15 protein-coding genes are annotated in these 12,864 nt (G+C 70.2%); 3 read left to right on the plus strand and 12 right to left on the minus strand.

The features are described 5' to 3' along the window. Nucleotides 1-3: 3 nt before the first annotated feature. Genes mqnP through ADK52_RS30285 form a run of 3 tightly spaced genes read right to left on the minus strand, consistent with a single transcriptional unit; the run spans nt 4 to nt 2,845 of the window. On the minus strand, nt 4-927 hold the full coding sequence (mqnP, locus tag ADK52_RS30275) for a menaquinone biosynthesis prenyltransferase MqnP (RefSeq protein WP_420714956.1): 924 nt from the start codon (nt 925-927) through the stop codon (nt 4-6). Continuing rightward, on the minus strand, nt 924-1,391 hold the full coding sequence (locus tag ADK52_RS30280) for a hypothetical protein (RefSeq protein WP_053693040.1): 468 nt from the start codon (nt 1,389-1,391) through the stop codon (nt 924-926). The genes mqnP and ADK52_RS30280 overlap by 4 nt, the downstream gene beginning before the upstream one ends. Next, nucleotides 1,388-2,845 (minus strand): menaquinone biosynthesis decarboxylase, encoded by a 1,458-nt coding sequence (locus ADK52_RS30285; protein ID WP_053693041.1) that lies wholly within the window; start codon nt 2,843-2,845, stop codon nt 1,388-1,390. The genes ADK52_RS30280 and ADK52_RS30285 overlap by 4 nt, the downstream gene beginning before the upstream one ends. Before the next feature lie 90 nt (nt 2,846-2,935). Here ADK52_RS30285 and ADK52_RS30290 point away from each other — a divergent pair, with 90 nt between their 5' ends. Further along, nucleotides 2,936-3,232 (plus strand): PLD nuclease N-terminal domain-containing protein, encoded by a 297-nt coding sequence (locus ADK52_RS30290; protein ID WP_078988713.1) that lies wholly within the window; start codon nt 2,936-2,938, stop codon nt 3,230-3,232. A 9-nt stretch (nt 3,233-3,241) separates the two neighbouring features. On the opposite strand, the gene ADK52_RS30295 is transcribed toward ADK52_RS30290, so the two are convergent. Beyond that, the gene (locus ADK52_RS30295; RefSeq protein WP_053693042.1) at nt 3,242-3,613 is read right to left on the minus strand and encodes a cupin domain-containing protein; all 372 of its coding nucleotides are present in this window, start codon (nt 3,611-3,613) and stop codon (nt 3,242-3,244) included. 86 nt (nt 3,614-3,699) lie between these two features. On the opposite strand from ADK52_RS30295, the gene ADK52_RS30300 reads away from it, so the two are divergent. After that, complete coding sequence (locus ADK52_RS30300) at nt 3,700-4,167, plus strand: MarR family winged helix-turn-helix transcriptional regulator (RefSeq protein WP_420714957.1); 468 nt, start codon at nt 3,700-3,702, stop codon at nt 4,165-4,167. A 31-nt stretch (nt 4,168-4,198) separates the two neighbouring features. Beyond that, nucleotides 4,199-4,669, plus strand: coding sequence for a hypothetical protein (locus tag ADK52_RS30305; protein WP_053693044.1), 471 nt, complete (start codon nt 4,199-4,201; stop codon nt 4,667-4,669). Here the strand turns inward: ADK52_RS30305 and ADK52_RS30310 are convergent. The 8 genes from ADK52_RS30310 to hemL form a co-directional block, all read right to left on the minus strand. Next, complete coding sequence (locus tag ADK52_RS30310; protein WP_053693045.1) at nt 4,645-5,154, minus strand: SRPBCC domain-containing protein; 510 nt, start codon at nt 5,152-5,154, stop codon at nt 4,645-4,647. The genes ADK52_RS30305 and ADK52_RS30310 overlap by 25 nt on opposite strands. Before the next feature lie 25 nt (nt 5,155-5,179). Further along, entirely contained in the window at nt 5,180-6,262 is a 1,083-nt protein-coding gene (gene ccsB, locus ADK52_RS30315) for a c-type cytochrome biogenesis protein CcsB (RefSeq protein ID WP_053693046.1), read from the minus strand. Next, a complete protein-coding gene (gene resB / locus ADK52_RS30320; RefSeq protein WP_053693047.1) occupies nt 6,259-7,992 on the minus strand; it encodes a cytochrome c biogenesis protein ResB in 1,734 nt (577 codons plus the stop codon). Before resB ends, ccsB begins: the two co-directional genes overlap by 4 nt. A 13-nt stretch (nt 7,993-8,005) precedes the next feature. Next, a complete protein-coding gene (locus ADK52_RS30325) occupies nt 8,006-8,713 on the minus strand; it encodes a cytochrome c biogenesis protein CcdA (RefSeq protein ID WP_078988715.1) in 708 nt (235 codons plus the stop codon). Nucleotides 8,714-8,789: 76 nt separating this feature from the next. Continuing rightward, nucleotides 8,790-9,383 carry a TlpA family protein disulfide reductase gene (locus ADK52_RS30330; RefSeq protein WP_053693049.1) on the minus strand — a complete coding sequence of 198 codons (594 nt, stop codon included), beginning with the start codon at nt 9,381-9,383 and terminating at the stop codon, nt 8,790-8,792. A 66-nt stretch (nt 9,384-9,449) separates the two neighbouring features. Next, entirely contained in the window at nt 9,450-10,700 is a 1,251-nt protein-coding gene (locus ADK52_RS30335; RefSeq protein WP_053693050.1) for a hypothetical protein, read from the minus strand. 75 nt (nt 10,701-10,775) lie between these two features. Continuing rightward, the gene (locus tag ADK52_RS30340; protein WP_053693051.1) at nt 10,776-11,450 is read right to left on the minus strand and encodes a histidine phosphatase family protein; all 675 of its coding nucleotides are present in this window, start codon (nt 11,448-11,450) and stop codon (nt 10,776-10,778) included. Beyond that, complete coding sequence (gene hemL, locus ADK52_RS30345) at nt 11,447-12,781, minus strand: glutamate-1-semialdehyde 2,1-aminomutase (protein ID WP_078988714.1); 1,335 nt, start codon at nt 12,779-12,781, stop codon at nt 11,447-11,449. The genes ADK52_RS30340 and hemL overlap by 4 nt, the downstream gene beginning before the upstream one ends. Nucleotides 12,782-12,864 lie beyond the last annotated feature (83 nt).

Raw genomic sequence — 12,864 nt, forward strand, 5'->3', positions numbered from 1 at the left:
GAGCTACAGCGTGAGCCCGCGGGCCACGAGGTCGGCCAGGGCGCAGGCGAAGAGGGCCATGCCGATGAAGCCGTTCACCGTGAAGAAGGCCCGGTTCAGGCGGGACAGGTCGTGCGGCTTCACGATCGTGTGCTCGTACAGGAAGGCACCGACGACGACCAGCAGGCCGAACCAGAAGAAGGGGCCCGCGTCCGTCGCGAGCGCGTACCAGGCCAGCAGGACCGTCGTCACCGCGTGCGCGCCGCGCGCGCCCCACAGGGCCGCCGGGACACCGAAGCGGGCCGGGACCGACTTCACGCCGTCCGCGCGGTCCGCGGCCACGTCCTGGCAGGCGAAGATCAGGTCGAAGCCGCCGATCCAGACGCCCACCGCCAGGCCCAGGATCACCGCGTCCCAGGACCACTCGCCGGTCACCGCGAGCCAGGCCCCGACCGGACCCATCGCCTGGGCCAGGCCCAGGATCGCGTGCGGGAAGTTCGTGAACCGCTTGCCGTACGGGTACACCACCATCGGGATCACCGCGATCGGCGCCAGCGCCAGGCACAGCGGGTTCAGCAGCGCCGCCGAGCCGAGGAAGACGGCCAGCGCGATCCCGGCCCCGGTCCAGGCCGAGCGGACCGACACCGCGCCGGTGACGAGCTCGCGCCCGGCGGTACGGGGGTTGCGGGCGTCGATCTCCCGGTCGATGATCCGGTTGGCGGCCATCGCGAAGGTCCGCAGCCCGACCATGCAGACGGTGACGAGCAGCAGCTCCGCCCAGTGCATGGAGCGGTCGAGCCGGAACATGGCCGTCAGCGCCGCGATGTAGGCGAAGGGCAGCGCGAAGACCGAGTGCTCGATCATCACGAGCCGCAGGAACGCCTTCACCTTGCCGGGTGCCTGCGGCGCGGAACCGGGGCCGATGACTCCGTCGGCGGTCGTCATCATGCGAGGGCTCTCCGGAAGTCTTCGAGGTCGGCGAGGAGTTCCGCCGCCGGGAGCGCGCCGAGCTCCAGGGTCTGCGGGCCGCCGTCGTGGCCCTCCGGCGGCGTTACGGATGCGGTGATCTGCCACGCGTCGGCCACCGGCCGGGCGTCCAGGCGCAGGAAGTTCCCCGCTTCGGCCGTGAACGGCTCACCCGCGGCCAGGGCCCGCTGGAGCTGCTCCGCGAAGTCGTCCGCCTCGATGTCCCGTGCGCCGGGCAGCTCGAAGCCGTCCCCCTCGCCGTCCACGTCGAGCATCAGCGCCCAGATGTTGCCGGGGCCCGCGAACTCCTCCGGTGTCACTCCCGCCTGCTCGGCGGCGAGGCGCACGCCGGGCTGGGTCGGGTCGATCTCCGGGCGCAGCAGGGCCACGTAGACCGATTCGGTGCCGATGACGAGCTCGGGGCCCTCCACGCCGATGGGGCTCACAGGCCGTACTCCTTCCAGCGGCGGTCCACCAGGGCCGCCGTCGCGGGGTCGGACTCCACCATGTCGGGCCAGCCGCCGTCGCGGGTGTAGCCCTCCTCGGGGAGCTTCTTCGTCGCGTCGATGCCCGCCTTGCCTCCCCAGAACTGCTGGTACGAGGCGTGGTCGAGGTGGTCGACCGGGCCTTCCACGACGGTGAGGTCGCGGGAGTAGTCCGTGTTGCCGAGGGCCCGCCAGGACACCTCGTGCAGGTCGTGGACGTCGCAGTCGGAGTCCACGACGATGATCAGCTTGGTCAGCGACATCATGTGGGCGCCCCAGATGGCGTGCATGACCTTCTGGGCGTGCTTCGGGTACTTCTTGTCGATCGAGACGATCGCGCAGTTGTGGAAGCCGCCCGACTCGGGCAGGTGGTAGTCCACGATGTCCGGCACGATGATCTTGAGCAGGGGGAGGAAGAAACGCTCCGTCGCACGTCCGAGCGGGCCGTCCTCCGTGGGCGGGCGGCCGACGACGATCGACTGGAGGAGCGGGCGCTTGCGCATCGTCACGCAGTCGATCTTCAGGGCCGGGAACGGCTCCTGCGGGGTGTAGAAGCCGGTGTGGTCGCCGAAGGGGCCTTCCGGGAGCATCTCGCCCGGCTCCAGCCAGCCCTCGATGACGACCTCGGCGTTGGCCGGGACCTGGAGCGGGACGGTCTTGCAGTCGACCATCTCGATGCGCTTGCCCGCGACGAACCCGGCGAACAGGTACTCGTCGATGTCGCCGGGCAGCGGCGCGGTCGACGCGTAGGTCACGGCCGGCGGGCAGCCGAAGGCGATCGCGACCGGGAGGCGCTCGCCGCGCTTGGCGGCGACCGCGTAGTGGTTGCGGCTGTCCTTGTGGATCTGCCAGTGCATGCCGATGGTGCGCTTGTCGTGGCGCTGGAGGCGGTAGAGGCCGAGGTTGCGCACGCCCGTCTCGGGGTGCTTGGTGTGGGTGAGGCCGAGGTTGAAGAAGGACCCGCCGTCCTTGGGCCAGGTGAACAGGGCCGGGAGCCGGTCCAGGTCCACGTCGTCGCCGGTGAGGACGACCTCCTGGACGGGCGCGGACTCGCCCTTCACCTTCTTCGGCGGCACGTGCACCATCGAGCCGAGCTTGCCGAAGGCCTCGCGCACGCCGATGAATCCCTGCGGGAGCTCCGGCTTGAGCAGGCCGCCGATCTTCTCGCTGATCTCGCCGTACGACTTGAGGCCGAGGGCCTTGAGCAGCCGGCGGTCGGTCCCGAAGACGTTCATGGCCAGCGGCATCGCCGAGCCCTTGACGTTCTCGAAGAGGAGGGCGGGACCCCCCGCCTTGTTCACTCTGTCGACGATCTCCCCGACCTCCAGGTACGGGTCGACTTCGGCCTTGATGCGCTTGAGGTCGCCCTCTCGCTCCAGAGCCCGGAGCAGCGAGCGGAGATCGTCGTAAGCCATAGGGGCCAGTATCCGTCACCGGCTAGCCTGGGAGCGTCACCGGGGCCCGAGGCGGGTCCCCCGTCACTGCTGGGGAGTCGGTCCCACACCGTGCTGCGCTATCTGCCGTTCCTGCTGATCATCGCGCTGACCATCTACGCCTTCATCGACTGCCTGAACACGCCGGAGGAAGAGGTCAAGCACCTCCCCAAGGTGGTCTGGGTGATCATCATCCTGCTGTTCTCGATCGTCGGACCGGTGGTGTGGCTGTTCGCGGGCCGGCAGCGCTCCGCGGTCGGCGGTGGCCGGGCGCGCCGGACGCAGTGGGTCGCACCCGACGACAACCCGGAGTTCCTGCGCTCCCTCAGCGAGGACCGCGACAAGGACCGCGACAAGGACAAGGACTGACGGTCCCCGTCACCGGGCCCAGGGCAGGACGCGGGGTTCCGCTTCCCCCGGGACCGTGACCAGGGCGTCCGAGCGCATCGCGACGTGGGCCTCGGCCGTCTCCGAGGCGTGGACGCGGCGCGGTACGTGCGGCGGGAGGACCAGGGTCTCGCCCGCCGCGATCTTCTCCGTGCGGCCGGCCGAGGTGACCTGCACGCTGCCCGCGGTGACCGTCCAGACCTGTTCGCGGTCGATGGAGTGCTCGGGGCCGGATGCGCCGGCGGCCATGGACACGCGCCAGGTGCTGAGCTCGGAGCTGCCCCGGCTGGGGGCGGCCAGGCCGGTCATGACGGCGTTCGGGGTCGTGGTGACGTGCTCGGGCGAGGTGGTGATGACACGCATGAGGGAGCCCTTTTCTCGTGAGTCAAGCTGCTTTACTCGGCCCAATGAGTAAAGCAGCTTGACTCGTTCGTGTCACCATGTTTTCCGTGACCAGAGAACAAGACACCGGCATCGAGCTCGGCTTCCTGCTCGGACTCGGGTTCCAGCTGCTGATCGGCGAGTTCACCCGGCGCGTCGACGCGGCGGGGTACGGGGACCTGCGGCCCGCGCACGGCATGGCCTTCCAGGCACTCAAGGGGCCCGGGGCCACCGCCACCGAGCTCGCCGAACGGCTCGGGGTGACCAAGCAGGCCGCCGGGCAACTCGTGGACGACCTGGAGAAGCGGGGCTACGTGCGGCGCGAGCCCCACCCCGAGGGCGGCCGGCGCAAGCTGGTGGTCCTGACCCGGGCCGCGTACGAGCACCTGGCCGTCGCGGGAGGCATCCTGCACGAGCTGGAGGCGGAGCTCGGCACCCGCGTCGACCTCACCACCCTGCGCGGGGAGCTCACCGGCCTGCTGCGCGCGCTCAACGGGGACGGAGACCTCCCGCCCCTGCGGCCCGTCTGGCATTGAACGCGTTCAAGGCGGCTGCAAGAATGGGCGGATGCCGAGGAACAGCGGGGGACCGCGGGTCGTCGACACGATCCTGCGCAATCTGCTCGCGTACGGGGTCGCCGTCGCCGCCCTGCTCGCCATGGCCGGCGGCAATCCGCACACCCACCGCTCCACCCCCGCCGTCTACGACGCCCGCGCCGACGAGATCGTCGGCACCTGGCGCTGCGTCGAGGGCACCGAAGTCGTCTTCCGGGCCGACGGGACGGCCACCGTCACCCTGCTCAACGGGCAGGAGCGGGACTACGACCACGGCTGGCGGCTCTCCGGAACCGGCACCTGGAAGCTCATCAGCCGGGAGCCCGCCGGCTGGAACTACGGCCAGCACGTGCGCCTGCGCCTGCCCGACCTGTACAAGTGGACCTTCGAGATGCGCCGCGACCACCGGCAGGCGCTGGAGCTGTACTTCTTCTACGGCGATCCGGACGCGCGCAGCGCCTACGTCCTGGAGAAGGACCCGTAGGAGGCGCGCAGCTCCGCCCAGCGGGCGTCGGTCCACCGGGACCAGTCCGTCGGATGGCCTTGTAGGGCGGATTCCAGCAGCTCGAAGTGGTGGTGCCAGCCGGCCAGGCAGTCGAGGCGGTCCTCGTACGTGCCGGCCCGCTCGTTCAGGAAGCGGATCACGGTCGAGTCCGTGCCGACCGCCTCCAGGTGGAAGCGGATCCGGCCGTGCTCGCTGACCGTGTACTCGGCGACCCGCTCGACGTCCCACGCCGTGACGTGGCCGGAGACCGTCGTCCCGCTGTTCAGCCAGCGCAGGGTGACGGCCCCGCCGAGCCTGCGCTCCAGCACGTCCGCCGCGGCCAGCCAGCCGCGCAGCCCGTCCGCCGTGGTCAGGGCGGGCCACACGGCCTCGTACGCACTGGGCACGTGCACCTCGAAGCGCAGCAGCCAGCGGTCCGCGCCGCGGCTCTCACTGGTGGCATGACTCACCGGTGTCAGCGTCATGCCACCAGCGTCCCACTCCCGCGGGTCAGACGCCCGCGTACGAGTGCTTGCCGTTGAGCAGGATGTTCACGCCGTAGTAGTTCCAGATCCAGCAGGCGAAGGCGAAGAGCGCGAGGTACGCGGCCTTGCGGCCCTTCCAGCCGGCGGTGGCGCGGGCGTGCAGGTAGCAGGCGTACGCCACCCAGGTCACGAAGGACCAGACCTCCTTGGGGTCCCAGCCCCAGTAGCGGCCCCAGGCGTCGCCCGCCCAGATCGCGCCCGCGATGATCGTGAAGGTCCACAGCGGGAAGAAGGCCGCGTTGATCCGGTACGAGAACTTGTCGAGCGTGGCCGCCGAGGGCAGCCGCTCCATCACCGAGGTCGCGAAGCGGCCCGGCGTGCCGCCGCCCGCGAGCTTGGCCTCGTAGGAGTCGCGGAAGAGGTACAGCAGCGTGCCGGTCGCGCCGATGTAGAAGACCGCGCCGCAGATGATCGCGGTGGAGACGTGGATCCACAGCCAGTACGAGTGCAGGGCCGGGACCAGCTGGTCGCTGGCGGTGTACAGCCAGGTAGTGGCGATGCCCAGGTCCAGCAGGACGGTGGTGACCAGGATCAGGCCCATCCAGCGGACGTTCTTCTTCAGCGCCAGCAGGATCAGGTACGCGCCGACGGCCACCGTGGAGAAGGTGAGCGAGAACTCGTACATGTTGCCCCAGGGGGCCCGCTGCACGGACATCGCGCGGGCCACGACGCCGGCCGCCTCGATGAGGAAGGCCAGGGCGGTCAGCGAGACCGCGATCCGGCCGTACAGGTCGCCGTTCTCGGTGCCGCCGGCCGCGCCGGGGCCGTCCGGGACGTCGCGGGTGCCGGCGGCGGAGCGGGTGACGACCTTCGGCTTGTCGAGGACCGCCGTCCCCCCCTTGCCGTGCACCTGAACGGCGGGGGCGGCGGCCGCGGTCTTGGCGCCGGTCAGCGCCGCGGCCGTACGGCCCACCTTGCTGCGGCTGCCGAAGATCCACTCGGCGATGTGGGCGAGGAAGGCGAACGTGTAGACCGCCATCGACGAATAGACCAGGTAGTTGCTGATCTGCGCCAAATTCTCATTGACTTCGGCTGCGAGCGGCGTCATCCGCGCTCCCCTTCGACAGTTGCCGTGACAGGTTGGTCGGGCGCCGTGGGCGCCTGCTGGTGGAGGGCGGCGGCGAGCTGCCCCAGCTCCTCGGGGAGCTTGGCCGACTCACTGCGGCCGAGGCCGGCCATCTCGACGACGGTCACGCCGTCCTTGCCGGCCACCGCGCGCACCCAGACCCGGCGCCGCTGGATGAACAGCGACGCCGCCAGGCCGCCGATCGCGGCGATCGCGCCCGCGAGGGCGAGGCCGCTGCCGGGCTGGCGGGTGATGGAGAAGGTGGCCCAGCGCTCGACGCCCTCGAACTTCACGGTGCCCGCGCCGTTCGGGAGCTCCATGGTCTCGCCGGGCAGCAGCCGCTTCTTGAACAGCTGCCCGTCGGGGTCCTTGAACTCCTGCATCTTGGAGGTGTTCAGCTGGTACACGTTCTGCGGCAGGCCCGAGTCCACGCCCAGGCTGCCGTGGTAGGCGCTGAGGGCGAGGACGGGGAACTTCAGGTCGGGGAACTGGGAGAGCATCGTGCCCTTGCCCTCGCCGGCGAAGGTCGGCACGAACATGGCGTTGAAGCCGAGCTGCTCCTTCTTGCCGTCCTTGTCGCGGTAGCCGTCCGCCACCTTGACGGCGCCCGAGGAGCTCAGGTTCGCGTCGAAGGGCAGCATCGGCACGGCGTCCTTGTAGATCACCTTGCCGGTCGGGTCGGTCACCGAGATGACCGGCGCGTAGCCGTGGCCGAGCAGGTAGACCTTGGACCCGTCCACCTCCATGGGCTTGTTGACCTGGATCTCGCGCTTCTGCGGGGCGCCGTCCGCGCCGTCGCTGAAGGTCACGTACGCCTTGAAGTCGCGCGCGGTGCCCTTCTGCGGGCCGCTCTCCTCGTACGTGGCGTCGAACTTGTCGAGCGTGAAGGAGAAGGGCGACAGGTCGTCGGGGTCGAACCAGCTGCCGTACTTGAAGTCGTCGTACTGGGTGAGCGTGTTCGCGAAGCCCTTGCCGCGCAGGACGAGCTTGCCGCCCTCGGACTTGAACAGCTGGCCCCAGGCGAACGCGATCAGCATCACGATCAGGGCGACGTGGAAGAGCAGGTTCCCCGCCTCGCGCAGGTAGCCCTTCTCGGCGGCGACGGCGGACGTGCCGGCCTCGGTACGGAACCGGCGCCCGCCGAGGATCGTCTTCGCCTGCGCGAGCACCTCGTCGGGGGACTTCTCCGTACGCCACGTCGCGTACGCGGGCAGCCGGTCGAGGCGCTTGGGGGCGCCGGGCGGGCGGCCGGTGAGCTGGCCGACGAACTGCCAGGTGCGCGGGACGATGCAGCCGATCAGCGAGATGAACAGCAGCAGGTAGATCGCGGAGAACCACACCGAGCTGTAGACGTCGAAGAGCTGGAGCTTCTCGGCGACCGGGACCCAGAAGGAGTGGTCCTTCTTCCACTGGGCCACCTTCATCGCGTCGACCTGGTTCTGCGGGACGAGCGAGCCGGGGATGGAGCCCAGGGAGAGCAGGAAGAGGAGGATCAGCGCCACCCGCATGGAGGTGAGCTGGCGCCAGAACCAGCGGATCCAGCCGATCACGCCGATGCCGACGGGACCGCCGCCGTCCTCCGCGGGGGCGGTGGAGAGCTGCGCTCCGGCGGCCGTTTCGGTTGCGTCCGCGGTATCCGTTGCGTCCGTTGCGTCCGCGGCGTCCTCGGACGGGTTCGGCGCCTCGGTGGACGCCTTGTCTGTCGTACTCATGTCCGTGTAGTCCTCAGATCCCCACCGTGAAGCCTTGGGTCCAGATGCGCATGTCGTCGACCATGCCGGCCCACAAACCTGTGACGAGCAGCAGCCCGGTCAGGACCAGCATGCCGCCGCCGATCCTCATCACCCATGCATAGTGCTGCTTCACCCAGCCGAAAGCGCCGAGCGCCTTGCGGAAGGCGAGTGCGGCGAGGATGAAGGGCAGGCCCAGGCCCAGACAGTAGGCGACGGTCAGCAGCGCGCCGCGGCCGGCACTGGCCTGGTCCAGGGAGAGCGTGCTGACCGCGGCGAGGGTCGGGCCCATGCAGGGGGTCCAGCCGACGCCGAACAGCACGCCGAGCAGCGGTGCGCCGATCAGGCCCGCGGTCGGTTTCCGGTGGAAGCGGAACTCCCGCATCGTCAGCCCCGGGATCAGGCCCATGAAGAAGAGGCCGAGGACGATCACCAGACCGCCCAGCACCCGGGAGATGATCTCCCTGTTCGCCTGGAGCGTGCCGCCGAAGTACCCGAAGAGCGCGCCGGTGGAGACGAACACGGCGGTGAAGCCGACGATGAACAGGCTCGCGCCGGCCAGCATCCGGCCGCGCCGGGCCTCGGCGAGGTCGGCACCGCTGATGCCGGTGACGTACGAGAGGTAGCCCGGGACCAGCGGGAGCACGCAGGGCGAGAAGAACGAGACGAGTCCGGCGAGGACCGAGATGGGCAGTGCCAGCATCAGTGCCCCGTCGAGGACCGTCGTGTTCAGGCCGGTCGGCTCGGCGGCCAGGGTGAGGAGCTCGGGGACCACGCGGTCACTGCTCCGCGAGCACGGGGTCGATCATCGAGCGCAGCTGCTGCTCGTTGACCGCGACGAGCGTGCGGGCGGCGATCTTGCCCTGCTTGTCGAGGACGATCGTCGAGGGGATGGCCTGCGGGTTGAGCGTGCCCGCAGGGAAGCGGAGCATCAGCTTCCCGTCCGGGTCGTACAGGCTCGGGTAGGTGATCCCGAAGTTCTCCTCGAACGAGGTGGCGTTCTGCTTGCTGGAGTCGCGGGTGTTGATGCCGACGAACGCGACGTCCTTGCCGGCGTCGGCGAGCTCCTTCGACACCTTCGCGAAGTACTTGGCCTCTCCCCGGCACGGCGGGCACCAGGATCCCCACACGTTGAGGACGACGACCTTGCCCTTGAGCTCGGTGGTGTCGAGGGTCTTGCCGTCGACGGTCTCGCCGTCCAGCTTGGGGGCGTCGGTGCGCTCGCCCTTGGAGACGGTGGAGATGCCGCCGGCGCCGGTCACGTAGTTGCCGCCGGCGGAGCCGTTCGGCTTGCCGTCGTCATCGCACGCCGACAGGGTCAGGGCGCTCGCGACGGTCACCGCGGTGAGCAGGAGAGCACGGCCAATTCTCATGTGAAAAGTTTCGCATGAGCGATTTGCGGATCTTTCCCGCCCCCCGAGGGTGCGCCGAGCCCCTGGTCAGACGGCGGAGAGGTACGCGTTCCAGCCGCCGGCCGGCGACTGACCCGGGGCCAGCTCCTGGAGCCGGGCGAGCAGCTTGGGGTCCTGTACGTCGATCCAGTCGGTGAACTGCCGGAAGGAGACGAGCCGTACGTCCTTTTTGTCCGACATGCCCTTGAGTGCCTCCTCGACGGCATCCATGTAGATGCCGCCGTTCCACTCCTCGAAGTGGTTGCCGATGAACATCGGCGCGCGGTTCGTCTCGTACGCGCGCCGGAAGCCGCCGAGGTAGGAGCCGGTGGCCTGGGTGCGCCAGGCCGGGTAGTTGGAGGGCATGCCCCGGGTGGTGTTCTTCGACTGGTTGGCGAGGATGTTGTAGTCCATCGACAGCACCTCGAAGGAGTGCCCGGGGAAGGGCATGGACTGCAGCGGCAGGTCCCAGACGCCCGCCCTCTTCACCGGCCACACCTGGACGCCCCCGGGCGAGGAGGCGTCGTAGCGCCAGCCCAGCTTCCGCGCGACGGGCAGCAGGTTGTCCTGGCCGAGCAGGCACGGGGTGCGGCCGCCGACCAGCTCCTTGCGGTAGTCGAAGGGCAGCGGTTCGAGGTCGGTGAAGCCGGTGTTGGTCCGCCAGCCGGTGACGAAGGACACGGCCTGGTCGATCTCGCTCTGCCAGTCGTCCGGGGTCCAGTGGGCCACGGAGCCGGAGCCGTCGCAGAAGTGACCGTTGAAGTGGGTCCCCACCTCGTGGCCGTCGAGCCACGCCTGACGGACGCAGTTCAGGGTGTTGCGGACGTTCTCGTCCTTGAGGTAGCCGATGTCGGAGGCCCCGACCGGGTTGTTCGGCGGCTTGTAGAGGTCCTTCTTCGACTCGGGCAGGAGGTAGAGGCCGGAGAGGAAGAAGGTCATGGCTGCGCCGTGGTCCTTGGCGAGCTTGAGGAAGCGCGGGAAGAGGCCGTTGCCGATCTCCCCCGCGCCGTCCCAGCTGAACACCACGAACTGCGGCGGGGTCTCGCCCGGCTGGAGCGGTACGGGCTCGGCCGGCTGGTGGGGCTGCGGACCGGTGTCGGCGGTGGAGCCGTCGCCGATCGGCCGGACCGCGGCCCCCGACGGGGAGGCGCCGGGGCCGCCGCCGGGACCGCCGGGGCCCGGGCGGCCCGGGCGGTCGTCGGCGCCGCAGCCGACGACACCGGCCGCCACCGCGGCCGCGCCGAGCCCGAGCAGCCCCCTTCGGGTGAAGTCGCGCGTCGTCCTCTTCGCTTCGCTCATGAATAGTCACATAAACGGACTTTTCAGCGAAGTCGAGGTACGCCGCGGCGATTCCCGTACTACTTGTACGAGTTTTTAGGCGCCGAACGCCTTGGACCCGCCCTTCACCGGCTTCGCCCCCGCGAGCAGGTGCGCCGGGACCAGGTCCCGGGCCGGCTCGCTGTAGCCCACCGACACCAGCCGGTCGTCCTCGTACGTGAACGACGTGAGCGAGGCCAGCGTGCACTGCCGGCGCCGCGGGTCGTGCCACAGCCGGCGCTTCTCCGCGAAGCTGCGCACGATCCAGATCGGCAGCTGGTGGCTGACCGCCACCGCCTCGTGGCCGCGCGCCGCGTCGCGCGCCGCCTCGATGGCGCTCGTCATCCGGACGACCTGCTCCACGTACGGCTCGCCCCAGGACGGCTTGAACGGGTTCGTCAGGTGCTTCCAGTTGGCGGGCTTGCGCAGCGCCCCGTCCCCGACGCCGAAGGTCTTGCCCTCGAAGACGTTCTCCGCCTCCAGCAGCCGCGCGTCGCTCGCCACCACCAGGCCGTGGCCCTTGGCGACCGGCGCCGCCGTCTCCTGCGCCCGCTCCAGCGGGGAGGAGACCACGTAGGTGATGTCACGGTTCTGCAGGTGGTCCGCGACGCGCTCGGCCATCTCGCGGCCCAGCTCGGAGAGGTGGTAGCCGGCGCGGCGCCCGTACAGGACCCCGTCCGGGTTGTGCACCTCTCCGTGGCGCATCAGGTGGACGACGGTGATCTCGCTCATGCGGTGGCCTCCGGGGTGGCCTGCGCGGCGGCGCGGGCGGCGGCGGGGAGCGCGGCCGCGATCCGCTCGACCGCCTGCTCGTCGTGGGCGGTGGAGACGAACCACGACTCGAAGGCCGACGGCGGCAGGTAGACGCCCTGCGACAGCATCGAGTGGAAGAAGCCGTTGAAGCGGAAGGACTCCTGCTTCTTGGCGTCGTCGTAGTTCTTGACCTCGTCCTCGGTGAAGAAGACGGAGAACATGTTGGACGCGGTCTGCAGCCGGTGCGCCACGCCCTCCTTGGCGAGCGCGTCCGTGACCAGGCCCTGGATCTGCGCGGAGACCGCGTCGACCTTCTCGTACGCGGCCGCGTCCAGCAGGCGCAGCTGCGCGAGACCGGCGGCGGTGGCGATCGGGTTGCCGGAGAGCGTGCCCGCCTGGTAGACCGGGCCGACCGGGGCCAGGTGGCCCATCACGTCGGCGCGCCCGCCGAAGGCCGCGGCCGGGAAGCCGCCGCCCATGACCTTGCCGAAGGTCATCAGGTCGGGCTTGACCCCGTCGACGCCGTACCAGCCGGCGCGGGAGGTGCGGAAACCCGTCATGACCTCGTCGGAGATGTACAGCGCGCCGTTCTCGCGGCACAGGTCCGCGAGGCCCTGGTTGAAGCCGGGCGCCGGGGTCACGACGCCCATGTTGCCGGGCGCGGCCTCGGTGATCACGCAGGCGATCTCGCCGGGGTGCGCGGCGAACGCCGCCCGCACCGCTTCGAGGTCGTTGTACGGCAGCACGATCGTGTCGCCGGCCTGCGCGCCCGTCACCCCGGGGGTGTCCGGCAGCGCGAAAGTTGCCAAACCGGAACCGGCCGCGGCGAGCAGCGCGTCCACGTGGCCGTGATAGCAGCCCGCGAACTTGACGACCTTGGCCCGGCCCGTGAAGCCGCGCGCGAGGCGGATCGCCGACATGGTCGCCTCGGTGCCCGAGGACACCAGACGCACCTGCTCGACGGGTTCGATGCGGTCGACGATCTCCTCGGCGAGGGCGACCTCGCCCTCGCCGGGCGTGCCGAAGGAGGTGCCGCGGGCGACGGCGGCCTGGATGGCCTCCACCACGGCCGGGTGGGCGTGGCCGAGAATCATCGGTCCCCACGAGCAGACCAGGTCGACGTACTCGCGCCCGTCGGCATCGGTCAGGTACGGACCGGTACCGGACACCATGAACCTGGGCGTTCCACCCACGGCGCGGAAGGCACGCACCGGAGAGTTCACGCCGCCAGGCGTCACGAGGGACGCGCGGTCAAAGAGAGTCTGCGAGACTTTGGCTTCATACGGGTACGGGTAGCTCACACCAGCCATGGTCTCATCAGGCCGCGACTGACTTGCGGACGGGCGTTTCACCGCGCCGCCCCGGGGGAGGTCACTGCCATGATGATCAGGCT

Source organism: Streptomyces sp. WM6372, from assembly GCF_001279655.1.
GTDB lineage: Bacteria > Actinomycetota > Actinomycetes > Streptomycetales > Streptomycetaceae > Streptomyces.